20 protein-coding genes and 1 tRNA gene are annotated in these 26,005 nt (G+C 34.4%); 6 read left to right on the forward strand and 15 right to left on the reverse strand.

What is annotated here, in order from left to right:
• Positions 1 to 61: 61 nt before the first annotated feature.
• Positions 62 to 1,588, reverse strand: a complete 1,527-nt coding sequence (gene purH / locus FTRAC_RS11270; protein WP_013454379.1) for a bifunctional phosphoribosylaminoimidazolecarboxamide formyltransferase/IMP cyclohydrolase — start codon at positions 1,586 to 1,588, stop codon at positions 62 to 64.
• Positions 1,589 to 1,963: 375 nt separating this feature from the next.
• Here purH and FTRAC_RS19305 point away from each other — a divergent pair, with 375 nt between their 5' ends.
• Positions 1,964 to 2,551: a hypothetical protein gene (locus tag FTRAC_RS19305; protein WP_013454380.1), complete on the forward strand. Its 588-nt coding sequence runs from the start codon at positions 1,964 to 1,966 to the stop codon at positions 2,549 to 2,551.
• Between the two features lie 572 nt (positions 2,552 to 3,123).
• Here the strand turns inward: FTRAC_RS19305 and FTRAC_RS11280 are convergent.
• The gene (locus tag FTRAC_RS11280) at positions 3,124 to 4,029 is read right to left on the reverse strand and encodes a TIGR01777 family oxidoreductase (RefSeq protein ID WP_148230073.1); all 906 of its coding nucleotides are present in this window, start codon (positions 4,027 to 4,029) and stop codon (positions 3,124 to 3,126) included.
• 172 nt (positions 4,030 to 4,201) lie between these two features.
• On the opposite strand from FTRAC_RS11280, the gene FTRAC_RS11285 reads away from it, so the two are divergent.
• Together FTRAC_RS11285 and FTRAC_RS11290 are read left to right on the forward strand one after the other, a co-directional pair.
• Complete coding sequence (locus FTRAC_RS11285; protein ID WP_013454382.1) at positions 4,202 to 4,894, forward strand: coiled-coil domain-containing protein; 693 nt, start codon at positions 4,202 to 4,204, stop codon at positions 4,892 to 4,894.
• A 167-nt stretch (positions 4,895 to 5,061) separates the two neighbouring features.
• Positions 5,062 to 7,536 (forward strand): DUF5916 domain-containing protein, encoded by a 2,475-nt coding sequence (locus FTRAC_RS11290; protein WP_013454383.1) that lies wholly within the window; start codon positions 5,062 to 5,064, stop codon positions 7,534 to 7,536.
• 140 nt (positions 7,537 to 7,676) lie between these two features.
• On the opposite strand, the gene FTRAC_RS11295 is transcribed toward FTRAC_RS11290, so the two are convergent.
• A complete protein-coding gene (locus FTRAC_RS11295; RefSeq protein ID WP_013454384.1) occupies positions 7,677 to 8,936 on the reverse strand; it encodes a S8 family serine peptidase in 1,260 nt (419 codons plus the stop codon).
• Between the two features lie 690 nt (positions 8,937 to 9,626).
• Between FTRAC_RS11295 and FTRAC_RS19310 the strand changes: the two genes are divergently transcribed.
• Complete coding sequence (locus tag FTRAC_RS19310; protein ID WP_013454385.1) at positions 9,627 to 10,640, forward strand: PAS domain-containing protein; 1,014 nt, start codon at positions 9,627 to 9,629, stop codon at positions 10,638 to 10,640.
• Here FTRAC_RS19310 and FTRAC_RS11310 read toward each other — a convergent pair.
• The 6 genes from FTRAC_RS11310 to FTRAC_RS11335 all read right to left on the reverse strand — a co-directional run bounded on the left by FTRAC_RS11310 (position 10,637) and on the right by FTRAC_RS11335 (position 15,790).
• Positions 10,637 to 10,873, reverse strand: coding sequence for a hypothetical protein (locus FTRAC_RS11310; protein WP_013454386.1), 237 nt, complete (start codon positions 10,871 to 10,873; stop codon positions 10,637 to 10,639). The two genes, FTRAC_RS19310 and FTRAC_RS11310, sit on opposite strands and share 4 nt — an antisense overlap.
• Positions 10,874 to 10,952: 79 nt before the next feature.
• Positions 10,953 to 11,765 carry a J domain-containing protein gene (locus tag FTRAC_RS20225; RefSeq protein WP_013454387.1) on the reverse strand — a complete coding sequence of 271 codons (813 nt, stop codon included), beginning with the start codon at positions 11,763 to 11,765 and terminating at the stop codon, positions 10,953 to 10,955.
• Entirely contained in the window at positions 11,758 to 11,913 is a 156-nt protein-coding gene (locus FTRAC_RS19810; RefSeq protein WP_013454388.1) for a hypothetical protein, read from the reverse strand. Before FTRAC_RS19810 ends, FTRAC_RS20225 begins: the two co-directional genes overlap by 8 nt.
• Positions 11,910 to 13,652 carry a M14 family metallopeptidase gene (locus tag FTRAC_RS11320; protein WP_013454389.1) on the reverse strand — a complete coding sequence of 581 codons (1,743 nt, stop codon included), beginning with the start codon at positions 13,650 to 13,652 and terminating at the stop codon, positions 11,910 to 11,912. Before FTRAC_RS11320 ends, FTRAC_RS19810 begins: the two co-directional genes overlap by 4 nt.
• A 360-nt stretch (positions 13,653 to 14,012) precedes the next feature.
• A complete protein-coding gene (locus FTRAC_RS11330; protein ID WP_013454390.1) occupies positions 14,013 to 15,254 on the reverse strand; it encodes a DEAD/DEAH box helicase in 1,242 nt (413 codons plus the stop codon).
• Positions 15,255 to 15,418: 164 nt separating this feature from the next.
• Positions 15,419 to 15,790, reverse strand: a complete 372-nt coding sequence (locus FTRAC_RS11335; protein ID WP_013454391.1) for a nuclear transport factor 2 family protein — start codon at positions 15,788 to 15,790, stop codon at positions 15,419 to 15,421.
• A 119-nt stretch (positions 15,791 to 15,909) separates the two neighbouring features.
• On the opposite strand from FTRAC_RS11335, the gene FTRAC_RS20105 reads away from it, so the two are divergent.
• Positions 15,910 to 16,035 (forward strand): hypothetical protein, encoded by a 126-nt coding sequence (locus tag FTRAC_RS20105; RefSeq protein ID WP_013454392.1) that lies wholly within the window; start codon positions 15,910 to 15,912, stop codon positions 16,033 to 16,035.
• Between the two features lie 14 nt (positions 16,036 to 16,049).
• Here FTRAC_RS20105 and FTRAC_RS11340 read toward each other — a convergent pair whose 3' ends face one another.
• The 6 genes from FTRAC_RS11340 to FTRAC_RS11365 all read right to left on the reverse strand — a co-directional run bounded on the left by FTRAC_RS11340 (position 16,050) and on the right by FTRAC_RS11365 (position 24,501).
• Positions 16,050 to 16,439 carry a response regulator gene (locus FTRAC_RS11340; protein ID WP_013454393.1) on the reverse strand — a complete coding sequence of 130 codons (390 nt, stop codon included), beginning with the start codon at positions 16,437 to 16,439 and terminating at the stop codon, positions 16,050 to 16,052.
• Positions 16,432 to 17,457, reverse strand: a complete 1,026-nt coding sequence (locus FTRAC_RS11345; protein WP_013454394.1) for a response regulator — start codon at positions 17,455 to 17,457, stop codon at positions 16,432 to 16,434. Before FTRAC_RS11345 ends, FTRAC_RS11340 begins: the two co-directional genes overlap by 8 nt.
• Before the next feature lies 1 nt (position 17,458).
• The gene (locus tag FTRAC_RS11350) at positions 17,459 to 17,902 is read right to left on the reverse strand and encodes a response regulator (protein ID WP_013454395.1); all 444 of its coding nucleotides are present in this window, start codon (positions 17,900 to 17,902) and stop codon (positions 17,459 to 17,461) included.
• Between the two features lie 338 nt (positions 17,903 to 18,240).
• A complete protein-coding gene (locus FTRAC_RS19315; RefSeq protein WP_013454396.1) occupies positions 18,241 to 23,709 on the reverse strand; it encodes a PAS domain S-box protein in 5,469 nt (1,822 codons plus the stop codon).
• A 172-nt stretch (positions 23,710 to 23,881) separates the two neighbouring features.
• Positions 23,882 to 23,955 (reverse strand) — tRNA-Ala (locus FTRAC_RS11360).
• Positions 23,956 to 24,003: 48 nt separating this feature from the next.
• A complete protein-coding gene (locus tag FTRAC_RS11365; RefSeq protein WP_013454397.1) occupies positions 24,004 to 24,501 on the reverse strand; it encodes a C40 family peptidase in 498 nt (165 codons plus the stop codon).
• Between the two features lie 27 nt (positions 24,502 to 24,528).
• Between FTRAC_RS11365 and FTRAC_RS11370 the strand changes: the two genes are divergently transcribed.
• Positions 24,529 to 25,944 (forward strand): FAD-binding oxidoreductase, encoded by a 1,416-nt coding sequence (locus FTRAC_RS11370; protein ID WP_013454398.1) that lies wholly within the window; start codon positions 24,529 to 24,531, stop codon positions 25,942 to 25,944.
• Positions 25,945 to 26,005: the final 61 nt, after the last annotated feature.

Genomic DNA, 26,005 nt, shown 5'->3' on the forward strand with positions numbered 1-26,005 from the left:
TTACTTTGATAAATTAAGCGGTTCAACGAAAATATTTCCAGATTTATCTAAAGATTAACTTTTAATGCTTAAAATGTCTTATGCCAGTGGTCACCATTCTCATACCATGAGCATCACAATAATCAATGCTATCTTGATCCTTAATAGACCCTCCCGGCTGAATAACTGCTGTTATTCCTGCTTGATCTGCAATTTCAACGCAATCAGGAAAAGGAAAAAATGCATCGGAGGCCATAACAGCTCCCTTCAAATCAAAATTAAAAACTTTCGCTTTTTCAATTGCCTGCTTTAACGCATCTACTCTTGAAGTTTGACCAACTCCACTAGCCAACAACTGACCATTATTAGCTAATACTATGGCATTTGATTTTGTATGCTTACAAACTTTCGAAGCAAATAATAATGCTTTTTCCTCTTCGGCAGTTGGTGCTTCTTTGGTCACCACTTTCAAATCTGATTTGCTGTCCGTGTGTAAATCTCTGTCTTGCTCAATTACGCCATTCAGCAAACTTTTAAACTGCTTTTTTGTAGAAAGATTCGTTTTCTTTTTCAGTAAAATCCTGTTCTTTTTACCTTTTAAAACTTCTAAGGCTTCCGCAGAAAAATCAGGCGCAATTAAAATTTCAAAGAATAAGGAATGCATTTCTTCAGCAGCTTCTTTGTCTACTTTTTCATTCGTAATCAAAACGCCACCAAAGGCTGAAAGTGTATCGGCAGCAAATGCTTTCTGGTAAGCTTCTTTAACTGTATTTCCTAAAGCCATACCACAAGCATTAGTATGTTTCAAAATTGCAAAAGCCGTTTCGTTTTGAAATTCCTCAATTAAACTTACGGCTGCATCTACATCCACCAAATTATTGTAAGATAATTCTTTACCATTTAACTGATCAAAAAGCTCTTCCAAATCACCATAGAAAACACCTTCTTGATGTGGGTTTTCCCCGTAGCGTAAAGTTTTATTTTCACAAATGCTATGCTTAAAACCTTTGATTGCTTCTTCTTGATTGAAATAATTGAAAATGGCAGTATCGTAATGAGAAGAAACATTAAAAGCATGCGCTGCAAAAGCTTTTCTGTCTTTCAAATCCGTCCTTCCATCTTTTTCTTGCAATACTTTTTCTAAATCACCGTATTGATTTTGAGAAGCTACAATCACTACATCTTTAAAATTCTTAGCAGCTGCTCTAATCAAAGAAATTCCTCCGATATCAATTTTCTCAATAATATCTTGCTCGCTTGCTCCGGAAGCAACTGTTTGCTCGAATGGATATAAATCTACAATTACTAAATCGATTTCAGGAATGTCATATTCTTGCAATTGGGCTTTATCCGATTCTAACTCTCTTCGACCTAAAATGCCACCAAATATTTTTGGGTGTAAAGTTTTAACTCTCCCTCCTAAAATGGATGGGTAGCTGGTTAAGTCTTCAACCGCTATGACTTCAGCTCCTTGTTCCTCTATGAACTTTTGAGTGCCGCCCGTGCTGTATATTTTAACGCCTTTATCTTTCAATATTTGAACGATCGGCTCTAAATTATCTTTGTGAAAAACTGAAATAAGTGCTGATTGGATTTTTTTGACTGACATTTTGATAATGATTATATGGATTCTGAAATTAGCTTACACAAAAGCTTGTCATTTGATTCTAATTTTCAAATAGTGACCAATGGTTCTCTTGTATTTACCTAATGGGCTCTATTTAATTTTTGCAAAACTAATTGATTTTAGCCGAAATAAGTATATAATAATGTATTAATGAATAGTGACGATAATTTACTTTTAAAAAAATCCTAGTATAAATTATGTCACGGTAAACTTTTTCGCCTATCCTTTAAAAACTTTATGCAGTTAGATTTAATAATTTTTCAGATTATAGCCATTTTGCTAATCTTTCAATCCTTAAATGTGTTAGGTAAGTAAGGTGAAACATAAATTTCACTTGTATTAAAAATTAGAATTTGAATGTCCTTCTTTGATCAAATAGTAAAAAAGATATTTCCTAAAGAAAAGAAAAATGTAATCCTCACCAATGAGGTTCTGAAGAGAAGTCAACATGAATTTGACTCTTATGATGAATGGCATGCTTCTGATGTAAGCAAGGAAATTTTGGATAAGATTTTCAGGGCTTATCATTTAAAAAAAACTGATATTAAAGATCCTATTCCAATTGCCCTTTTGGAAAGTGATAAAGCCAATGGTTTTGCCATAGCCAATTGTAGCAGTTTGCTTGACTCAGATTACAAAATGCTATTGGAGCACTTCAAAAAGCAAATTTTAGGAATAGGTTATCGTCAGTCAGGTTCGAACAGAAAAGTGACAGCTGAACAAGACCGAGTCATTACCAAAGAGTTTTATTACTTGAAACCACCTATTCAAATGGAACCGCCTATTGATCAAAGATATGGTAATATCAGTCTGGAATTGATCCTTTATGATGACAAACCACACTATCTAAAGCTAATGGCAAGTGTGTATTCCGATAGGTTGTATTCAGAGCCTGAAAGCTTTTCAGATTTGGTGGAGAAACTTTTTGAGAGGGGGGGAGAGTAAGTTAAAACAGTTCGATAACTAATTTTTAGTTCTTATAATAACTGGTTCTATAAAAACCCATCAGAGTGCAATCCGAAAAAAATACGGCTAACATTTTTTCGATAAATCAGGCTAAAAACATAAACTCTTACTTTTTAATTCTTTGCCTTTCTTTTTGCTTGAACAAAAAGAAACAAAAATTCAAGAAAGTTTAATGCTTCCTCCCTCAATGCGAACGCTGGCCCGCTAAACTTTCCCCCAGCCCGCTCCCACAGATTAACTTTTTACGAATTATCAACATTGAGTTTTCAATTATACTTGATTTATCTCTCTATAAAGAATAAGACATTTCTATCACAAATGAAATGACGGAAATGAGTTTAGATAGGTCGGAATTGAATAAGGAATCAAATAGGAAATTTAATTAAATAACAGGGGTTTCTTCATTAAGCCAATGATATTAAATCTTTTTCAACATATTCTTTTAAGGTATTAACTCTTTTTGCTCAATGTTTATCATATCATAAAATTAATGATTTTTTAAATACGATGATATTTGCTTATTGTCTTCAGAATTCTTTTCTACAGCAATATTAACGGTAAATATCCTTCAAAGCCTCATCTAAATCCTCATATTTAAACTTAAAGCCTGAATTCAAGGTTTTTTCAGCACTTACTTTATTGCCGCCCAAAACCATTTGTGCCATTTCGCCTAAGATTAATTTCATGGCAAATGGAGGTACATTTGGTAAAATTAAAGGCTTATTCAAGGCTTTGGCCACGGCTTTAGTGACTTCTTTATTGGTAGCTGGACTAACGCCTACACCATTGTAAACTCCCGTCAACTTCTTTTCCAAAACATGTAAAAACAAGCGTGATAAGTCTTCTATATGAATCCAACTCATCCATTGTTTGCCTGAGCCTAATGGGGCTCCAACGAATAGTTTAATCGGCTGAGCTAACTGAGGAAGTGCCCCACCTTGGTCTGTTAAAACAATTCCAACTCTAATTTTGGCAGTCGGAATTTGAAGAGATTGAAATTGATCAGCCGAAGCTTCCCATTTCTTGGTAACCTCTGCCAGAAAATCACTTCCAGGATCAGAATTCTCATCAACTAATTTATCTCCTGTATCCATTCCATAATAACCGATTGCGCTGGCACTTATATACTGCTGTGGTGCATGCTCTGGTATTTTGGCAATAGTTTTGTGCAAAAGTGCTGCAGATTCTGTTCTGCTGTCTATTATTATTTTCTTTCTGTTATCTGTCCATTTTTCATCTGCAACTCCTGCACCTGCTAAATGAATAACAATATCAGCAAATCGTATGGCTTCTTCTTCCATTGTTTGCTTTTTAATGTCCCACTCAAATTGCGGGTAAGGATAACCTTGCTTTTTGCTTCTGGTCAGATGAGCAACTTCATAGCCTTTTTGTTTCAAAAGAGCTGAAAGTTCTGTCCCAACTAAACCAGAACCGCCTGTAATTAATACTTTCTTCATAATCATATATTCTAATCATTTTTAACTTATGAAAGGCAAATAAGTTGGATAAAACCTCTTTCTTCAAATAAGGCTTGGTTTTTGTATTGTGCTTTCCATATTTATAAAATACTAAATTTACTATATCATATTGCCTATATTTGCGTTTGCAGGCTTAAAGAATCGAATTGACATGCTAAGATTTATTTTAATTTTCAGTCTACTTATTTTCCAAATAAATTTGTCCTTTGGGCAGTTTCAAACTGTCGCTACCGAGCATTATGTGTTAGGAGTAGATGTTGAAGGCTTTGAAATTGACTTGCCATTTTCAAAAGAAAAAACAGAAGAAAGCTGGAAAGAGTATGCCAAGGATTTTGGAAAAAGTGAAGAGACACAATCACATAAAACCTATCAGACTACTTTCAAAACGGATATCTATGCTGAAGAAATTTTAATTTTTAGTCAACTTAGTGGTAACAAGCAGCAAAGCACCATTTGGGTTGGGATTGATCCACAGGGAATTCCTAAAGACACATACCCAAAACTGCAGGAAGAAATGGAGCTTTTTGTTTATGATTTCAATATTTACATGCGGAGAAATCAAGCTCAAAAGAAAATTGATGAATCAGAGCAGGCGGCAAGTTATTTAAGCAAGGAGTTTGAAAGTTTGAAAAAAGATGAGCGTAGAACGCTAAAAAACCAAGAAAGAACTAATAGCAGGATTGCATCTTATGAAGAAAAATTGATGACGCTTAGAAAGGACTCCACACAAAATGCACAAAAATTAGAAACGTTATCAATTGAAATTGATTCTCTTTACCTTGAAATTGAGGAAATAAAAAAGGTGATGGAGAGCTTCCGACAAAAAATGGACGAAATAAAATAATTCATAAGCTTCCCATTCATTAAACCTGTAAGCTTTCTTTAAAATTCCATCAAAACTTACCGTTCAAACATCTTAATTTGTATTAATGTAATTTCAGATGCGATTACACTTTAAATGTATTCTCTTTGCTTTATTGAAGGCATTGCTATATTGAAACTATTACCGAAATGACGAAAAACACCATATTACTCTTATTGCTACTTTCTTTATCTGTTGTAACAATTAAAGCAAAGGCGGATGAAAAAAAGAGAATACGAGAAATGGAAACAGAGTTGGTTGAAGACATTACACCAAGTATTGATGGTAATTTAGATGACGAATTTTGGCAAGGTATCAGGGAGACTGAAAGTCAATTTATTGCCTTTGTACCAGAAAACGGTGCCAAATCTAACCAAAAAACATATATCAGAACGGCCTACACTGATTTTGGAATATACATTGCTGCTAGAATGGAAGACACAAGCGGTGAACCGATCCGCCAGGAATTAGGAATAAGAGATGACGATAGAAGAAACGCAGACCAATTTGGAGTTATTTTAGATACGTATCAAAATGGACAAAATGCATTTTACCTGAAAGTAAGTGCTGCTGGGGTTCAAACAGATATTTTCATCAACAGAGGGAGAAGTGATTACAACTGGGATGCAGTATGGAATAGTGAAGCTAAAATAACAGAAACAGGTTGGCAAGTTGAAATGGAAATTCCATACTCAGCCATTAGATTTCCAAAAGATCAAAACCAGGATTGGAATATCAATTTCATGAGAAAAATACAGAGCAAGAATGAAACTTCTTATTGGAACTATGTAGACAATTCTATTGATGGATTAGTAAATCAATCTGGCGTGTTAAAAGGCTTAAAGGGAATTAAACCGCCATTGAGATTGTCTGTTTCGCCCTACATTACCACCTACTATAATAAGCGTGGCAGTGAAAGCGGAATGGACATTACTGGTGGAATGGATTTGAAATACGGGCTTACTGAAAGTTTTACTTTGGATATGACTTTAATCCCAGATTTTGGTCAAACTGTTTCCGATAATTTAGTTTATAATTTGGGTCCTTTTGAAGTTCAATATGCAGAAAACAGAGCATTCTTTACCGAAGGCACGGAGCTCTTCAATAAGGGCGGATTATTTTATTCTCGAAGGGTCGGGCAATCTTTTGGTTCTGTTAATTTAGAAGATTCCGATTCTCTTATTAGCAGACCTGGCGAAGCTCCACTATTAAACGCTTCGAAAATTACAGGAAGAACAAAAAATGGTCTTGGAATAGGTTTTTTTAATGCCATTACTAATAAAACATTTGCTGAAGTTTACGATAAAGAAACAAAGCAAAAAAGACTGGAGCAAGTAGATGACCTAACCAACTTCAATGTTATGGTGGTGGATCAAAGTTTGAAAAACAATAGCAATATAAGCTTAATCAATACTAATGTTCAACGCTTTGATGGTGGAAACGATGCCAATGTTATAGGATCCGATTTTCGCCTTAGAGATAAAAGCAACACTTATCAAATCGATGGTTTTGGTGCTTACAATAACATCCAAAACCCTGAAGGATTTGTTGAAGATGGATATAAATATAATGTGAGTTTTGCTAAAATTAGTGGGAAGTATCAATTTGATATTGGCCGAAATGTTGAAAGCGATACCTATGACCCAAATGATATGGGCTTTTTACGCAATCCAAATGAAATAAGTCACTTTGCTTCGCTTGGCTATAACCAATTTCAACCAACGGCTCTCTTTAATCAATATAGTATTTGGGCAGGCACAAGTTATAGCCAATTATACGAGCCTAAATTATATCAAAATTTTTCGATCTGGAATCAATGGTGGGCACAGACGAAAGATTTTCAATCATTCTCCTTAAACTTGAATTATAGACCTACAAAAACCTTTGATTACTTTGAGCCTAGACTAGAAGGTGCTAAGTATTTTAGAACATGGAATTATAGCACTAATTTTCGCTATTCATCTGATAGTAGAAAGGCATTTATGAGCAATATTTCCGTAGGCGTCTGGAATGCTCCTGATAGAGAACAGTTTGATTATTGGATTAATATTTCTCCACGTTATCGATTAAACGATCAATTTTCAATAAACTATGGAATCAACTACAGCAAACAATTTAGCTCTATTGGTTTTGCTGAGCATTTTACTAATCAGGAAGGCAATGTTGAAGAAGTTGTTTTTGGAGAAAGAGATATTGATGTGATGTCAAATATATTGGGCTTAAATTATACCATCAATAACAAAATGGGCTTTAACTTTCGATTAAGACATTATTGGAATAAGGTAGACTACTTCAATTACTTCAGCTTGACAAATGAAGGAGATATTAATCCAATAACATATAATGGTAAAGATTTATCTTCTGATACTTACGAAAAGCATGATGTGAATTTTAATGTATTTAACATTGATGCGGTTTACTCTTGGCAAATTGCACCTGGAAGCTTTGTAAATGTTGTATGGAAGGATGCAGTTCAGGAAGTAAACAAAATGGTAGACATGAATTTTTCAGAGAATTTTAGAAATGTATTATCTACTGAGCACCAACAAAATTTAAGTATCCGATTGATCTATTTTCTGGATTATACACAAATTAAAAGAGATTGGGCGCTTAATAAAAGCTAGAATTCAATTGATAAAGATATTAGAAAATTTAAATAGTTCCATTTGCTAATTCTAGCTCAACTAACTTCTAGAATCACATAAAAAAAGGGAGCTTGAAATCAAGCTCCCTTTTTTTACATTCTAATGAATCAATGATCCTCTTAGTAAACTAAGATTGGATCGGCAGTTCCATCAGGATCACCATTAACAGTACCGCTTGTTGAGTTTCCTCCTAGCAATAATACACCTGCTGCATGAGGAGCAGCCATAGAAGTACCACTGATAGTGTTATAACCTCCACCTTTCCAAGTAGAATTGATTCCAACACCTGGCTGGCAATAATCTACTGGAGGGTTAGCATAGTTAGAGAAAGAAGCAAAGTTGTCATTGCTATCCATTGCAGAAATAGTGTAAACATTATTTCCATTTACTCTAGCAGGAGAAGAGTTATTAGCATCAGCGCTTTCGTTTCCAGCAGCTAATACCATTTTTATTCCATTTTGAGCAGCAGCTAATACTGCAGCATCCAAGGCATCAGAAGTCGGCCCACCTAAACTTAGGTTTGCAACATCTCCAGGATTTCCGTTGGCAGCTACGTGGTCAACGCCAGCGATAACTCCAGAATATGAACCACTTCCTCTTGAATCCAAAACTTTTACAGGGATAACAGTTGCTCCAGCAGCAACACCAATAACACCAACGCTATTATCTAAAGCTGCAACAGTTCCAGCAACATGAGTACCATGACCGTTTCCATCATCTGTGCTTTTGCCATCTCTTCCAGAAGTGAAGGCATTGAAACCTCTTGAAGCATCAACATTTAAATCTTCATGATCTAAGTCAATTCCTGTATCAATAATCCAAGCTACTGATGAACCAGTATATGATACACCTCCATTTACTCTATTAATTCCGTAAGGAGTTACTTGAGAAGAGCTTCCATCTCCTCCACCACCATCACCTGGATCATCACACGGACCACCATTAGGGGTTCCACATGGTGGCGCCAATGTTACAATTCTGTCTGGCTCAATTTGCGCAACTCTTTTATCAGAACGTAATTCTTTCAATTCTGCATCATTTAATTTTAATGCAAAACCTTTAACTGTTTCAGAAAAAACAGCTAAAACATTTTCTTTTGAAATGTTTCTTTCAGCCAATAAATCATTGGTAGTACTAATCATAGCCTCTTTTCTAGCTGCGGGAGAAGCTAATCCACGCATAGATTGGTTGGTAGTTGTTTCACTGTAAGTTACAATGTACTGGCCTGGTATAATTTGGCCATTTTTCACATCACTTATTTCAATAAGCTCTGCGGGGTCATTGATTTTCATTTCATCCTGCTGAGTACAAGCCGTAAAAAATACAGCCGCAACTAGTAAGGATAAAACACTTTTTGTTAGTCTTTGTAGTGAAAACATAATGTAAGTATTTAGTTATAAATTAGTTTACACAAAAGAGAACTAAATGTGTTATATTAACAAATATTAAAAGCTAGAACTTACCATTTCGCAAATAATTTCCTGAATAATACAATAATAACCATATATTATTAAATCTAAATCAATATAAATCGAAATTACATAAAATCACCGTTTATGTGCTCACAAGCTTTACGGCTTTGGTTATTTACTATTTCTAGCGGTAATTAGCAGTAATAAACGGCAAATTAACTTGCTAAAACATTTTAAACTCATACTGCTATTTATGTAAGAATATACTTTTTAAGTGAGGTCAATACTTGCAAAACACAAGTTATATAATCCTATAAAACTCATTTTTTTGGTTCACAATTCAAAAGCCATCTATTAAGATTCTATTCCCTCCTTTTAGTTTTCTTGTCTTGAATTGCCGCAGCTAAAGTATAGTACTATATTTTTTCAACTGCGTATTCATTCTTTTAAATTTGATTTCAACATCAGGATGCAATAGATATTAAATTAGAAGTGAATCTAATCATGATCCTAGTTTCTAGATATGATGATAATGTCTCGCATGAGAGTATATTACTGTATATGAATACAAAATAAAATAGCCATCCATAATTGGCCTTATTAAATCGAAACAACATTCACTTCTTCAAAACGTTCTTTTTTGGAAGCCTATTATGAATGAAAGATAAAATATACACCTATTTTGATGTGCTCAATCAGCACAGTATTATTTCTGCTACCAATCTTAAAGGGGAAATAAAATATGTAAACGACCAATTTTGCGAAATTTCAAAATATAATAAAAACGAGTTGATTGGGTCGCCTCATAGCATTGTAAACTCAGGATTCCATAATAGAGACTATTTTAAAGATTTATGGAGAACTATAGGTAGAGGGAAGGTTTGGCAAGGAAATATTTTGAATGAAGCAAAAGATGGTTCAAATTATTGGGTAGCGACAACTATTGTCCCGATTACTGAACATGGTAAAGTGAAAGAATATTTTTCCGTTCGGATTGAAAAAACCGAGCAAATGAGATTGGAAGAAGAAAGGAATTTGCACGAAAGAAGATTTACTCAATTGTTTAATCATATCAGTGAAGGAGTCGTTGTGATGAAACAGGAGGAGAATAAATTTATCATTTCTGATTATAATCGTGGCGCAGAAAAATTAGATGGCAAAAAGAAAGCTGAAGTATTAGGAAAAGAGGTTTCTCAAATATTTCCTGGCACAGAATCTGGTGGATTTTCTGATTATATTAAAGAAGCATTTCAAAAGGGGTATGCAAAATTTCCTATTTTACATTATCAAGATGATCAAATTGACTCTTGGCGTAAAGGAGAATTTTATAAACTATCCAATAATGAGGTAGTATGTGTCTATCATGACATTACAGATGAAATCAACCAACTGGAGCAATTAAAAAAATATAATGAAAAGCTTGAAGAGATTGCTTTTAAGGCATCGCATGAAGTGCGAGCACCTGTTGCCAGTATTTTGGGACTCATGCAGCTAATCGATTTTAATAATTTATCAGAAAACAATAAAACTGCATTACAACATATGGCAAGTGCTGTTGAAAAACTGGACTATACCATTCGTGATATGGTGCAAGTCAGCTACGATACGGAAGAAGGAAAAGAATTATTTGCTAAGTTATCGGATTTGAAAGAACACTTTCATAACGCTTAATTTTCAAGCTCTTCATAACCTATTCGCAATAGTATATATGCCATAGTACCGGCAATCATTAAACCTATGATTGGAATAAAATAAAGTTCCCAGTTATAATTCCCATTTAAAAAGACTGCTTTATAGATCATTACCAAAAAGCCAACTACTGACATTACTGCCGTAATCAAACTCCCTATTCCAGCATATATGGCTAAGCCGCCATTGACTCTTTTTTTCAATTTTTTAGACATATCAAGATATTCTAAGCTCTATTTTTTACACAATCACTTCTTTAAAAAATTGTCTAAAAATCAACGATTTATTCAGTAGCTAAATTATCAAAAACAGCTGAATAATGAAAAAAAGAATTAGAAGTAAAAATATAGTCAGTTTATAATCATTATTTTCCACAAAGTGAAAATAGGCTATTACCAAAGATAGCGAGGCCGGAATTAATAATCCAAATATCCTAAAGACACCGTACTGATTATAAACAGTGATCTTAGCATTTTTATCTTGCAATAATTCTGCTTCATTAAAAATTCGGCTTCTTCCCAGTATAAGCGATTCATCAATATCGATCTTATTTAGCTCTCTTTGTTTAAATTTAAATGTCAATCCATTATCTAATTCGGCTTCATAGCTGTAATCTTTTCTCGAGCTCCCATCGTTCGCTCCATGTCGATTCATAATTTTTGTTGTATGCATCTGTAATACATGAACTTCTTCAAATACAAGTGGGAGAAAGTAGTCTACAGCTAAGAGGCTATTGAATATGAAAATCACCAGAACAAAAAGCCTTACCTTGGCAAATAACCATTCGAACATTTGAGCCTTCTGAGCAGCTTCATTTGCTTTCTTTTTTCTTTGTCTCGCTTTGTAGGCTTTTCTTCTACTTTCATAATCAGTTACAGCACTAGGTGTGTAAGCTTCATTTTCCAGTGGTGGATCAGGGTGCTTTTTTAAGAAGTAGTATGCAGAACTAATCTCTTTAAACTTTTCCCCATTATCTAATTTATAAACATCAGGATGATACTGCTTGGCCAATTTCCGATAAGCCTCTTTTATCTCTTCCAAAGAAGCACCAGCGGTCAGTCCCAAAACTGAAATTGACTCTAAATATGTTTTTGTTGTTCTAGCCATCAGATCGAGCAATATAGAAATAGCCTAGACCCAAGGCAAAACCTATTCCCGTAAACAACGAAATATTATCAAGCCAATATCCCAAAAGCATTCCTGCCAAAGTGCATAGTGTAGTTTTAAAGAATGAGTTTTGCCAAAGCTTTTTCATTTTCCATTAAGCCTGTAAACAGGGTAACGCTTATGTGCTTTTTCGTAATGCTTCGATCTTTTAAAGATCCAGTCCAATTGAGCGTAATTGTTAGCAGCAAAAACTGAATCCTCCTCTTGCTTTTCATAGAATTCTTCTTGCTCTTGTGAGGGCAGATTTGCTAAAATATCAATAGCTTTTGGCTCAAATACATAAGCTGAGAAATTTTCTTTTTGCTGTAAAATACTGTCGAAGAAATTCCAGTTAAAAAATGAATCCTGAGCTTCTGGCTCCAATGTTTCAACTATATACCTTTTAGCTTTCTGTTGGGTATCTATCAAATAATCGCCTTTACGGAATGCTATTTTCTGAGTTAATTTTTTCAACTTAGTATTATAATGTAAATAATGGCCTTCATATGGATTGGACACTGTCTTAAAATCTTCAATATGATATACTTCAACTGAAATAATAGTATCCTTTTTCAGAGCTTCCATTTTCACACCGTTCGCTTTCAGTCTGTTGATAACCTCAAACCAAGCCTGCGGAATAACATAATAATTCGGCACTCGAACTGATTTTTCTACTTGGTAATAGTTATAAAATGGAACATCTTTTTCAAAAGTATCATTTCGGTCATATTTCAGTAATGAATTTCCGGTTAGTTCACTTTCAGGTTTACTCGTTGAATATCCTTCTAAAGTAACCATCTTAAACTCGTCCTTATTGTTTTTCCACATGACGGGCAATGAATCAGCCTTCAGAAGCTGTTGTCTGTCTTCTGCTTTTAATTTTTGAATCTTAGAACCTTCTTGAGCCGTCAATTCAGCTGCAATGTTTAAAAAATCGAAAATATTCTCTACTCTAGTTTTATAATCTTTCCACATGTGGTCTTCGGTCATAAAACCAAAAGTTTGAAACAAAGTAGTGTATCCAGTGGAATATCGAGGAGCATCCCAAAATTGCGTCCAACCATTTTCGGGAGTCGTTCCATGTACATTCACATATTCAATTGGGTTTCTACCTTTTGCTTCCATTTCTTCAAAAATCATGGGCTCAAACTCCTCTTCTAGATACTCTCCTAGATTTCCGCCTAATTTATTATGTTGAGTGGTTAAAACCGTCACTACATGCTGATGATCGGAACCATTGGTCACGTGCGTATCGATAAACACATCCGGATCGAGTTGATGGAAAATTTCAGCAAAGGCAAATGCATTTTTGGAATCCATTTTGATGAAATCTCTATTCAAATCATAGTTTTGAGCATTGCCTCTGAAGCCGTATTCTTCTGGTCCATTTTGATTAGTTCTGGTAGTACTATTGCGGTTCAGCGCTCCTCCAATATTATAAAACGGGATAACCGCTACAATCACATTATCTAAAAACTGATGCTGGGAAATGTTTTGTGCCCAATTTCTGAGCATCATCATAGAGGCATCTATTCCATCTGATTCACCCGGGTGAATGCCATTATTGATAAATAATATTGGCTTTTCAGAATTTTGCAATTCACTAAAGCGAAATTTTTCTTCTTTATTAAAAACTACCAGGTGCAAAGGTTCTCCGCTATCCGTTTTACCCATTTCCCTTATGTCAATTTGAGGGAATTGCTGAGCTAACTTTTTATAAAACTTAATTCCTTCTTGGTAAGTGGCTGTCTCAGTTCCGTTGGATTTTTCATATGCTGTTATTAACTCTTGAGCATTTGAAAAAAATGAACTTAAAAAACATAAAATGAATAATAGAGTACGCTTCATATCGAATATTTTGACTTGAAATATAAAATTACGAAATCAGAATTGATTAGTCTTAATTTGTCACACTTCATTTTCATCACTAATCCGTGTGTATGCCTGCCAATGCTATTAAGTTAAAACTTGGAATCTCATATTTTACTGCAATCCTTAAAAGTAACTTTAGATATTTTCTTTTGTGTTCTGTTGTCTCTTTTGTGGTTAAAAAGTAATGTTTGTTAATCTGTCCTACCAATAGCAAATTTCCACCATGACTTGTCCCGTATTCATCGGGAAAAGAGGCAAAAGAAAACAATAGGTTTTTCGCTAAAGTGAAAAATAAGATAATAGGATTAAAAGAAATTAAAGAGTATATAGAATATTTTACCTTCTTCCTCCTCTATTTCCATTTTTCTTTCTATTGGCAAAAAACTCCTGCTTTCTGCGTTGCTTTTCTTTCTCAAATTCTTTTTTCTCCGCTGTTGTCATCGGTTTATCCGTTTGAGGAAATGGGTTGTCTTTAACTACAGGAATCTTTTGATTGATAAGTTTTTCAATATCTTTCAGATAATCGTTTTCTTCAGGTTCGCAAAGAGAAATAGAAACACCCGCTTCACCAGCTCTACCTGATCGGCCAATTCTGTGGACATACGTTTCCGCCACATTAGGGATATCGAAATTGATCACATACTGCAATTTATCAATATCGATTCCACGTGCCGCAATATCAGTAGCCACTAAAACTCGGATTTCTTTATCTTTAAATTGCGTTAAAGCTTTTTGTCTTTGGTTTTGTGCTTTGTCACCATGAATTGCCGCTGCTGAAATATTCTTCTTCTTCAATTCTTTTACAATTCGATCTGCACCATGTTTGGTTCTGTCAAAGAGTAAAACCTGATCCATTTTAGAATCTTTTAAAATATGCAGCAATAGGTCTTTCTTTGTAGATTTATTGGTATAATATAAATACTGTTGAATAGTTTCCGCAGTCGAAGAAACGGGGGTAACAGCAATTTTCTTCGGATTAATCAAAATCTTTCTTGAAAGCTCCACTATAGTATCGGGCATAGTAGCAGAAAAGAAAAGTGATTGTCTTTTACTAGGCAATACAGCTATCACTTTCTTAATATCATGGATAAAACCCATATCCAACATTCTGTCGGCTTCATCTAATACAAAATACTGAATATCCTTCAGGCTAATAAAGCCTTGATTCATTAAATCCAACAATCGACCTGGCGTTGCAATCAGCACATCCACTCCATTTCTGATAGCAGCTGTTTGTTTATTCTGATTTACCCCTCCAAAAATCACCGTATTCCTGATGGAAGTATATTTGCCGTAGGTTGTAAAGCTTTCGCCAATTTGAATTGCTAACTCCCGAGTTGGGGTCAAAATTAATGACTTAATCTTTTTGGAATTTGAGTTGTCCTTCTCAAGATGCTGTAGAATAGGAATTGCAAAAGCTGCGGTTTTTCCTGTCCCTGTTTGGGCACTTGCCATGATGTCATTTTTTTGCAACAATAATGGAATGGCTTGCTCTTGAATAGAAGTAGGTTCTGAATAATTTTCTTCTTTTAGCGCTCTTAAAATAGGCGCAATAATATTAAGTTCTTCGAATCGCATATTTAGGATTTAATTGTTCCTATCAACGAATAAACGACAAGGAACTTTAGGTGTGAAAAATAAAAAATCAAAGGTAGGTATTTAAGCTGTGTAAACAGCAGATTTGGGGAAATATAAAATTAAGCGTTGCCCATAGTTAGGCTTTTTCTTGAATTGTAAAAAGCTTACAGCATGCCTAGTTCATTAATCATTTGGTCGGGGAACTCCTGTCCTAAATCCCAAAGTTCCAGGATCTTATCTTCATTGAATTTAAAAAAATGAACCAAAACAAAGCCTTTGTCTTTCGGATTCTGTTTTACATGAGAATGAATTGCCACTAAATCCCCATCTTCTAAAGACCTCAAAATTTTCAATTCCTTTTTTGGGTTGGCTTTAGCATCTTCCTTCATTGCTTTTTGCAAGGACAATGCATCTGATTTAAAATAAGGGTTATGATGTTTAAAACCTTCTGATACATATAATTCAAAAGCCTGCTCAATTTTAGCTTCGCCAATTAGATTTAAAAAATGAGTTGCTTTTTCTTTATTTGAAATCATAATAGTAATATATTAGTTCTTGAACATGAAAAAATAGGAATTTAAGTAAATATAAAAGCACAAAACTCAACTAAAATAAAATTGTAGCCGTTAGTGCTAGTAAATTAAAGATATACAAAATGAACAAAGAACTTATTATTCAGACTATAGTCATCACATCAGCAATAATATTCCCATTTATTACAGGTTTTATCAATTCGAAAAAGCAACAAAAGCAGTTGGTTTATCAAAGAGTGAACAGTTAAAAGATTGCTCTTTTCTATTTGTTTATCAGTTCCTGAATTTTGTTTAAATGCTCTGTTTGCAAGGGTTTAGTAAAGTAGCCTTTAACTAAGTCAATTGTATTTGATTTTTCTATGTCTGATTGATCTGAAGAGGAACTTAACATAAATACGTATGTGTTTTGCGCAGATACAAAGGGTTCAATACTTTCCAGAAACTCCCAACCATTCATTAGAGGCATGTTAATGTCTAGAATAATAGCATAGGTTTTATCATCAGAATAATCCTGTTTTAAATATTCCAGTGCATAAGTTCCGTCCAAAAATTTTTTGGGTTCTTCAAAAAAGGAATCTTTTTCGAACATCATTTCGGATAACATTAAGGAGATTTCGTCATCATCTACTAAAAGGTTCTTCAAATTACGCATTTGTCTGGTTGTTTATGTTTACTTCTTGTGACTTATTAACCACAGATTTCACTATATCGTCTAGTTCGTCAGCAGATTTCAAAATATGATTATAGAAAATCATTTTATCACTTTCGCTAATCTTTTCATCCTTCATGGCTTGCACCAAGCCCATTAAACGAGCTAAGGGTGCTCTTACCACATGTGATTGGGTCCAGGCAATGTCTTTTAATATTTCGTTTTGTTTTTCAACTGCCTCTATATGAAGTTTCCTTTCTGTGACGTCATTTACTAATATAATTTGAGCTTGCCGTCCTTTATATTGAAAACTATTGGACCGTATTTCCACCTTAATTTTTTCCCCATTCTTTTTTAAGTGGGTAAATTCACCATGAAATATATTTTTATGTGGTTTTCTTTCTTTTTTTATAGAGTTTTTCAATGCCGGTAGTTCCTCGTTGGGCCTAATTTTAGTAATATCCATTTTAAGAAATTCCTCATAAGAATAACCATAATGTTCTATGGCCGCATCGTTTACGTCTAAAAATTTGAGTGTCTCCTTATCAAATACCCACATGGGTAATGGACTAAAATGAAATAGATCAGAATACCTTTGCTCCGATTCCTTCAAAGTCACCATTATTTTATTTCGCTCAATATTATATAAAATGCTTTTATGAAGTACCGTAGCATTTAACACATCTTTTAATAAATAGTCAGATGCGCCCAAAGACAAGGTTTTTATAGCAAAATCTGCATCAGGATATCCAGTTAAAATGATAATGGGTATATTTTTAGAAACATTTTTAATTTCATTGATTAATTCTTCTCCATGTTTATCCGGAAGAGAAAGATCAAGAAATATCAAATCAATGTGAGCCTCTTGATCATTAAGTATTTGTGTTGCCGACTTAAAATCTTTTGCCCATTTGATGCTTTTAGTCACATTGGTTTCATCAAGAAAATCCTCTACCAAAAGATAATCACCAGGATTATCTTCCACAACTAATATATCATATCGGCTTAAGTTCTTTGACATATCACTTTTTAACTCTTGGTAAACTTACAATGCTAAACCAAAATTGCTCAATCCCTGAAATGGCTTCCATAAACTCGTTAATTTCTACAGGTTTACTAATGAAACAATTTGCATGATTATTATAAGCTTTGTTGATATCTGTAGCTGCAGAGGAAGTAGTGAGCATAATAACAGGTATTTGCTTTAGTTCTTCATTATTTTTGATTTCAGATAATACTTCATGGCCACTCATAATGGGTAGATTTATATCCAATAAAATTAAGTCTGGCTGAATTGCATCTTCGTATCCCTCGTTCTTCATGAGATAATCTAATGCTTCTCTACCGTTTCTAGCGACATCAACGGTATTAATAAATTTATTTTCCTCCAAGGCCTCTTGCGTTAATACAATATCCCCTTCATTATCTTCAACTAAAAGGATGTGGATGCGTTTTGGTTTCATCATTCCTGTTTTCTTTACTTAAAGCTAATAAAGTTTTTAGAAGCTCATTTCGCACTCTACCCTAAATCATTACATAAAAAAAAATTCAATATTTTCATTAAGTCACTATTTGAAATGGTATAAAATTTAAATCGACAAAATTTAAACCATAATCTAACACCTCTCAAAATCAATGACTTTTGTCATAGTTTTTAAAAATGCATAGTTTAAATTAAAATATTTATAAGAAAATTACATAAATTAATCGAGAAATAGTATATATAAATAGTAATTTTATATTTGCTACTCGTTTATCTAATGACAAATAAATATTACATCAATAGTTTTGGAGGGGAATGATTTTATTTAGGTATAGTAAAGTAAAAAGTTGTGCCTTTTCCAACTTTTGATTCAAGCCAAATTTTTCCCTTTTGGTTTTCAACTATTTTCTTTACTATAGCAAGCCCCATTCCGGTGCCTGAATAGGCTGTTTTATTATGAAGCCTTTGGAAAATGTTGAAAATTCTGTCAAAGTATGCTTCTTCTATTCCAATTCCGTTATCCTTCACTGAGAATTTCCATTCCTTTTTTAATTCTCTGCCTCTAATTAAAATTTTTGGCGGAATATTAGGATTATTATATTTCAATCCATTTGAAATCAAGTTTTGAAATAGCTGTATCATGGGAGATGGGTGTCCCTGAATAGTTGGCAAATTGTCAAACAGTACTTCCGCATTTAATTCTTCAATCTGCTTTCTGTGCAATAAACAAACTTCGTTTACTACATCGTTTAAATCAACATCAACAAAGTCCTCTTCGTCCTTACCTATTCTTGAAAAATCTAATAAATCCAAAATAATTTGACGCATTCTTTTTGCTCCATCTACAGCAAAGTCAATATATTGATGAGCTTTGTCATCCAGTTGGTCTCCATACTTTTTTTCTAATTGTGTTAAAAAACCTGAAACCATTCTTAACGGCTCTTGCAAATCATGTGACGCCACATAAGCGAACTGTTCTAATTCTGCATTAGAAATCTCCAAATCTCTTGCATGCTTCTCTAATGCTAAATTAGCTATCCTAATTTGTTCTTCTGCTTTCCTTTTCTCTGTTATATCTACAATAATTGAATCCCACACGACCGATCCATTAGGCTTTTTCATCGGATTTCCAAAGCCTTCATGCCAATAAATATTGCCATCTGGGTGTTGGTACCTCCATACTGCATGCCACTGGCTTAAGTGTTTAGCAGATTTAAATATTGTTTTTTTCATCTGCAGCATGTCACCACCCGCTTCAATAAGTTTCCATATTTTATCGGTGCTTTCCATGCAGGCTTCTGGCGTAAAGCCAAAAATTTCTTCCGAACCTTTACTTACAAAATCCAAAAGATCAGTACCATCAGGTTTTAAATGATATTGAAAAATAACTCCTGGAATGTTGTTAGATATATTCTCTAATCGGAGTTCTATCATTTTCCGATCATTTATATCTTGGAAACTACCGTAAAGTCTAACACATTCTCCATCTCTCATTTCGACATTCCCGATTGCTCGTACCCATTTTTCATTTCCTTTAGCAGTAATGATAACTGCTTCAAAATCAAACTCTTCTCCAAATTTTATGGCTCTTTCTACTGCATTCGATACTGTTCCTTGAAAATCCGGACGATAAAAATTTATTGCTTCTTCTAAATTAGGAGAGAAGTTTTCAGAAACCTCATGAATTATTTTTGTCATAGGAGACCAATAATGTTCGCCTGTTAACTGATTTACTTCCCAGCCTCCAACTTTTGCTAATTTGGTAGCATTATCAACGGTTTGCTGTAATTCTATTATTTCAGTCACATCTCTACCATAAGAAAACACCAGTCCTTCCTGACCAAACGGATCGGAGGAAAACCATGAAATCCATTTATAATGTCCATCTTTGGTTTTGTAACGATTGATAAAATTATTGGCATGCCGCTCTCCCGTAACTGTTTCATTAAATTCAGCTATGGTACCCTGCAAATCACTTGGGTGAAGAAAATCAGTAAAGGGCTGATTTGTAAGCTCTTCTTCATTATAGCCCAATAAATTACAAAAAGCTGGATTGACCTTTACAAAATTACCATGGGGAGAAGCCACAGCCAAGATTTCTGGTGCGCTTTCAAAAAACAAGCTAAGTTCTTCTTCTTGTTGCTTACGAACTATTTCTGCTCCTAAATATTGATTCAGACTATTATAAAAAAGCACATCGCGATCATACTTTTTCAATTTCTTATCTGAAAAAAGTACTAAAACCCCTATAATCTCTTCCTGGTAAAAAAGTGGATAAGCGGTAGCAGATTTCAATTTAGCTTGTTTCGCTAATTTATGTCGGATAAAAATAGCGCTTTCATCAATTTCATTCCAGACCTCATTTTTGAGCGTTTTCCAAACAGTTCCCGGTAGGCCCTCACCAAATTGAAAAGTTTCTACTGTGTTTTCATCATAAAAAATTTCTTTATCACCACTTTTGGCGTAAAAAGTTGACAGATTAAGTTCTTGCTGGTTATGACTCAATAACCAAATTTCTCCTGCTTTAAAACCACCAAACTGACTCAAAAATTTTACACTTTTCTTAAGTACTTTACTTAGACTTTCATCTTTTTTAAAAAATTGCGAAAGCTCATAATGAAGCTCTTGTCTAATTTGATCTTGTTTGTATTGTGTTTGATCTCTAAGGGCTCCTATCATTCTTAATGCTTGCCCCTTTTCATCACGTATTAGATAGCCAACTTCTTCCACATAAGCATATTGTTCGTTTATGTCTTTGAACCTATATTCATAAGACCATTTGGATCCTTCTGGATTTGCTAAGAACATATCTAGATTTTGCAGGACTTCATCCCGGTCATCTGGATGTAACCAATTAGCCCAATCTCTCAAGCTAAATTTGTTTTCATTAATTTTGTGACCAAAAACACGGGTTAAACTATTTCCCCAATAAAAAAGGTCTTCTTTTACATTCCAGTCGTAGATAGCATTATTAGTAGCCTTGTTGATATATTTAAATCTTTCATTACTTTCTTGGATACTTTTGATATAATTGAAATTTTGAAGAATAAGTGAAATAAGTCTGGCTCCTCTTTCAAAAATGTTAAGCTCCAAATCTTCAGGTTCTTTTACGGTGTCTGTGTAGATAGCAAAAGTCGCTATCACGCTTCCTTTAGTATCAAAAATAGGTTCAGACCAGCAAGATTTAAATTTGTACTTTATGGCTAAATCCTTATATCCATCCCATCTATCATCTTCCAGAATATTTTTAACAATTATTTGTTTCTTCAAATAAGCAGCTGTTCCGCAAGATCCTTGATTTATTCCAATCGGTATGTTTTCAATTTGTTCTAAATATTCTATTGGAAGATTGGGAGAATTGAAATCTTTTAGCCTATTTTTTTCAATAAATGATACGGATGTTTTCATTCCAGAGAATAAAGAATCTATTCCCACCAAATAATCATGTAATAATTCTTGAATTGATTTGTCTGCTTTAATACTGCCTTCCATCAACTCTTTCTCTATCTCATCTAGTTTATCATTTAAGTACTGCTGACTTACATCTTTAATGGCACCTACTGCGCGAATGGCTATCCCTTTTTTATCTCTTAATATCAGCGCTCTATCCTCAACCCTAGCATAGTCCCCATCTTTTTTCTTAAAGCGATAGCTTCCCGTCCATTCGGTAATTTTCGGATCCGCAAGCGCATCTAATTTACTTGATTTTAATTCCTTGAAATCTTCTGGATGAATAAGCGAATCATGTAATTTGATATTACTTAAATTTCCAGAAGAATTAAAGCCATATTTTTTTTGGTACCCCTCACCCAAAAATAGCTCGTCTTTTACGGGGTCATAATCCCAAATGCTTTCAGAACCAGCTTTCATAACAAGCTTTAGTCTTTCATTTCCTTCCTTTAATTCCCTTTCGATTTCAATTCTTTCCGTTACATCCCTAGAATTTGCAACTATGCCTTGAACAGAAGGCTCTTTTAGTAAATTTGAAATGCTAGATTCTAACCATCTCCATTCATCTTTATTATTTCTAAAACGGAAAGGAGCCAATTGAACATTTTTCTCTTCTTGCAGTTTCTCAAATTCCTTGATTACCCATTCCTTATCATCAGGATGTATAAAATCAAAAGCATTCTCACCTATAAATTCATCTGGTTCAATACCTAAAATAGTAGTAGATGTGGGGCTTACATATTTGTAATTTCCTTCTAGATCTAATATCCCTATCAAATCACCCCCCTCCTGCACTAAGGCTTTAAATCTGCTTTCACTTAATTTTAATTGCTCTTCAGCAGTATTCTTATCGGTGGCATCCCTTGCAACGCAGTTCATCAGATTCTGCTCTTCTTCCCAATATGCAGACCAAACTACTGGAACAATCGTCCCATTTTTGTGTCGATATCGGTTTTCGAAATTTCTATATTGCCTGCCGCCTTTTATCTCTTGAGCTACTTTGCTGGTTAGATCCTTATCTTCTGCTATAACAAAATCCATAAAAGATTTTCCTTCCAATTCTTCCGGTTTATAACCCCATAATTGTTCCGATGATCGGCTAACCATTTGAAAAATCCCGTCTTCATCTATAGTACAAAGTGTGTCCAATGAACTGTCCAGTACCTGTTGTAGTTTTTGCTGGCTCTTTTTGAGTGCACTATTTGCAATGTGAGATTCTGTTACATTAAGTGAAGTTATAAATATGCCGTTTACCTTATTATCTTCTGATAATATAGGTTTGAATTTCAACTCATAATACCTTTTCTTCCCATCAATTGAAACTTTTAGGATAGCCTTTGCTTGCTGTTTCTTCCAAACTTGTTTTATAATGCTACTTAATTCCTTTTGTAGATCTTTTTTTGCTAATTGTGTTAATTTAAGTCCTTTCTTGAGTTTCTTGTTAAACAATAAATCGTAATGAGTCTTCATTTGATGGTTGTAGGAAACCACATTTAGCTCTTGGTCAACATACATAAAGGCTTCATCCGTATTGCTAATTAGCAATTCCAATTCGTGTAAGAGGTGAAGCCTTTTACTTATATCAGTTCCAGTACCAAAAATACACCGCTCTCCTTTATATTGAATAGTGGAAGCAGTAAAATATAAGGGGATCTCTCCATTACTTTTAGTGGTTAACCAAGCTTCGAGCTCAGTATACCCAATTTCCAATACCTCTTTAATGTGGTTTTCAACCTTGTCTTTCTCCTGACCATTATATAAATCAGGAGGTGAAAGAGAAGCTATTTCATTATGACTATAGCCAGTAATTTCTTCCAATTGATTGTTCCATAATAGGTGTTGTCCTTTTTGATTGAAAAGAAAGAATGCCGAAGGTAAATTTTGAATGATGTCACTAGTGAGAGAATTCTGCTCTTCAATTTGATGCTGAGATTCAATAAAGTCGCTAATATCTTGAAAAACCCCTATGAGTTTAATAGGATTCCCATTTTCATCTTTAAAAATATTGGCTTTTGAGCGAACATAAATAATGTTGCCCGGTTTGGTGACTAATCGTTTTTCAATGAAATAATCTTGATCATTTTGTAAAACATCTTCCAGTAAGACTGTCGCTCGCTCTCTGTCATCTGGATGAATTACTTCCACTCCTTTTTCAAAACTTACTTCAAATTCTTGGGGTTCGTAACCCAACATTCGAAAAACTCCATCAGACCAGCATAAATTATTCCCAACTAAATCTAATTCCCAAGTACCGGATTTGGTTAAGGATTCAACTTGGGCTAGTAAGAAATTGCTTTCAAAGTTTTGCTGTTTTTTACTATTTGAACTTTCATTAGCCATATATGCAATACAGAAATAGGTAAAAACCCTTTTGAGTATTCAATATAATAAAAACTATAAAGAAAAGGTGATTTTCTTTTACTCAAATGAAAATAACAGAATGGCCGTAATCATGGCATTTTTTTTCTAGAAAAAGGAAATGAAAAAAGCTACCTCTTCCGAAGTAGCTTTGTGGAGCATATCGGAGTCGAACCGATGACCTCTACGCTGCCAGCGTAGCGCTCTAGCCAGCTGAGCTAATGCCCCTGGAATTATATTACTAAAGGCTTGCAAAGCTATACAAAAAATCCATTTCTAAAAATACCTCCTAGCTTTCCTGAATTTCTTTTTATAATAATCTGTATAAATATTGGCTTCCACCACGCCTACACTTGAAGAAGCATGGATAAAACGCACATCATTTTTACCCCTCACTTCTGTTACCAGACCTGCATGGGTAATTTTTCTTCTACTTTTCCCCATGGCAAAAAAGACTACATCACCTTCTTCTAGCTTTCTGAATTTCACCTTTTCTCCTACCTTAGCTTGGTCTCTAGAAACTCTTGGAATATTTACTTCTCCTGCTTTAAAACTCACATATAATAAACCCGAGCAATCCATTCCTGAGCGGTTTACTCCTCCCCATTTATAGGGTGTTCCAGTGTAAGAGCGTGCGGTCTCAATAATAATATCTAGTCTCTTCTCTCTGACCTTTCGTTTCTTACTTGCGGCACATCCAGACAGAAACACAACAATCAGCAATAATAAAATCAGTTGGTTGGAATATATTTTCCTAAATTTGTGTTGAAGCATAATTCAAGGTCAGAAATCAATTAATTCATGGATACAGTTACAAATCAAAGCATTTTTGAGGAATTGGTCAGCATTGTAGGGTCAAAAAATGCCTTTTTACAGGATGAGGACAAATATAAATATTCTCACGATCACACTGAGGATTATTCCTTTATGCCTGATGTGGTTTTGAAGCCTTCTACTCCAGAAGAAATCAGCGCCATTATGAAAAAATGTAATGAACACTTAATCCCAGTAACTCCTAGAGGTGGTGGAACGGGTTTAAGCGGTGGTGCCCTACCTACCAAAAAAGGAGTGGTCATCAGTATGGAGAAATTCAATAACATTTTATCCATAGATGAATTAAATTTGCAAGCGACTGTGGAACCCGGTGTTATCACGGAAGTATTTCAAAATGCTGTAAAAGAAAAAGGATTGTTTTACCCGCCTGACCCCTCAAGTAAAGGCACTTGCTTTTTGGGTGGAAACTTAGCAGAAAATGCTGGTGGACCCAAAGCTGTGAAATATGGCGTTACCCGTGATTATGTTTTAAACATGGAGGTGGTTTTGCCCAATGGCGAAATCATATGGACCGCGGCTAATGTATTGAAAAATAGTACTGGATATAATCTGACCCAGCTAATGTGTGGAAGTGAGGGTACTTTAGGCATCATTACTAAAATCGTTTTCAAACTAAGACCATTTCCTAGAAAGGATGTGACATTACTAGCGCCATTTACTAGCAATGAAGAGGCCTGCAGAGCTATTGCTGCTATCTTTAAGGCAGGAGTAGCTCCTTCAGGAATGGAGTTTATGGAAAGAGATGCGATCGTAAAAACCCAAGCTTATATTCAAAATGAAATGGGAGAAACGGTGAGTGTAGACTTACCAGAGGAGGTGAAAGCACATTTATTAATTGAACTCGATGGAAATGACGAAGAGGTTATGATGAATGAGGCCGAAATTATTTTGAATGTGTTAGAAGATTTTGATACAGCCGGAGAAGTGCTCTTTGCCGATACACAAGCCCAAAAAGATGAGCTTTGGAAGTTAAGAAGAAATGTAAGTCCAGCCGTGAATGCATATTCTCTAACTAAAGCCGAAGATGTGGTAGTGCCGAGAGGAAATCTACCTGCCTTAATTGTTTTCATTAAAGAAGTGGGTGAAAAATATGGCTTTAATTCCGTTTGTTATGGACATGCAGGAGATGGAAATCTCCACATCAACATCATGAAAGAAAATTTAAGTGATGAATATTGGAATAAGGAAGTGAATGAAGGCATAGGAGAAATCTTCGAAGAAGTAGTTCGTTTGGGAGGAACACTTTCTGGTGAACATGGGATAGGAATTGCAAAAAGACCTTATATGCAAATGGCAATGGGAGACGTCAAACTGGGCTTGATGCGTGGCATCAAAAAAGTGTTTGATCCAAACAATATTTTAAATCCAGAAAAAATATTTTAAATTTTTCTAAACAAGAAGAGTAGTTATTCGTTTTTCGGTAGTATTACTTTTAATATTGCGT

Origin of the sequence: Marivirga tractuosa DSM 4126 (assembly GCF_000183425.1) — a bacterium.
GTDB lineage: Bacteria > Bacteroidota > Bacteroidia > Cytophagales > Cyclobacteriaceae > Marivirga > Marivirga tractuosa.

Coding starts and splice junctions, on each gene's coding strand:
- purH (WP_013454379.1), bottom strand. CDS start 1,588: ATGTCAGTCAAAAAAATCCAATCAGCACTTATTTCAGTTTTTCACAAA.
- FTRAC_RS19305 (WP_013454380.1), top strand. CDS start 1,964: ATGTCCTTCTTTGATCAAATAGTAAAAAAGATATTTCCTAAAGAAAAG.
- FTRAC_RS11280 (WP_148230073.1), bottom strand. CDS start 4,029: ATGAAGAAAGTATTAATTACAGGCGGTTCTGGTTTAGTTGGGACAGAA.
- FTRAC_RS11285 (WP_013454382.1), top strand. CDS start 4,202: ATGCTAAGATTTATTTTAATTTTCAGTCTACTTATTTTCCAAATAAAT.
- FTRAC_RS11290 (WP_013454383.1), top strand. CDS start 5,062: ATGACGAAAAACACCATATTACTCTTATTGCTACTTTCTTTATCTGTT.
- FTRAC_RS11295 (WP_013454384.1), bottom strand. CDS start 8,936: ATGTTTTCACTACAAAGACTAACAAAAAGTGTTTTATCCTTACTAGTT.
- FTRAC_RS19310 (WP_013454385.1), top strand. CDS start 9,627: ATGAAAGATAAAATATACACCTATTTTGATGTGCTCAATCAGCACAGT.
- FTRAC_RS11310 (WP_013454386.1), bottom strand. CDS start 10,873: ATGTCTAAAAAATTGAAAAAAAGAGTCAATGGCGGCTTAGCCATATAT.
- FTRAC_RS20225 (WP_013454387.1), bottom strand. CDS start 11,765: ATGGCTAGAACAACAAAAACATATTTAGAGTCAATTTCAGTTTTGGGA.
- FTRAC_RS19810 (WP_013454388.1), bottom strand. CDS start 11,913: ATGAAAAAGCTTTGGCAAAACTCATTCTTTAAAACTACACTATGCACT.
- FTRAC_RS11320 (WP_013454389.1), bottom strand. CDS start 13,652: ATGAAGCGTACTCTATTATTCATTTTATGTTTTTTAAGTTCATTTTTT.
- FTRAC_RS11330 (WP_013454390.1), bottom strand. CDS start 15,254: ATGCGATTCGAAGAACTTAATATTATTGCGCCTATTTTAAGAGCGCTA.
- FTRAC_RS11335 (WP_013454391.1), bottom strand. CDS start 15,790: ATGATTTCAAATAAAGAAAAAGCAACTCATTTTTTAAATCTAATTGGC.
- FTRAC_RS20105 (WP_013454392.1), top strand. CDS start 15,910: ATGAACAAAGAACTTATTATTCAGACTATAGTCATCACATCAGCAATA.
- FTRAC_RS11340 (WP_013454393.1), bottom strand. CDS start 16,439: ATGCGTAATTTGAAGAACCTTTTAGTAGATGATGACGAAATCTCCTTA.
- FTRAC_RS11345 (WP_013454394.1), bottom strand. CDS start 17,457: ATGTCAAAGAACTTAAGCCGATATGATATATTAGTTGTGGAAGATAAT.
- FTRAC_RS11350 (WP_013454395.1), bottom strand. CDS start 17,902: ATGATGAAACCAAAACGCATCCACATCCTTTTAGTTGAAGATAATGAA.
- FTRAC_RS19315 (WP_013454396.1), bottom strand. CDS start 23,709: ATGGCTAATGAAAGTTCAAATAGTAAAAAACAGCAAAACTTTGAAAGC.
- FTRAC_RS11365 (WP_013454397.1), bottom strand. CDS start 24,501: ATGCTTCAACACAAATTTAGGAAAATATATTCCAACCAACTGATTTTA.
- FTRAC_RS11370 (WP_013454398.1), top strand. CDS start 24,529: ATGGATACAGTTACAAATCAAAGCATTTTTGAGGAATTGGTCAGCATT.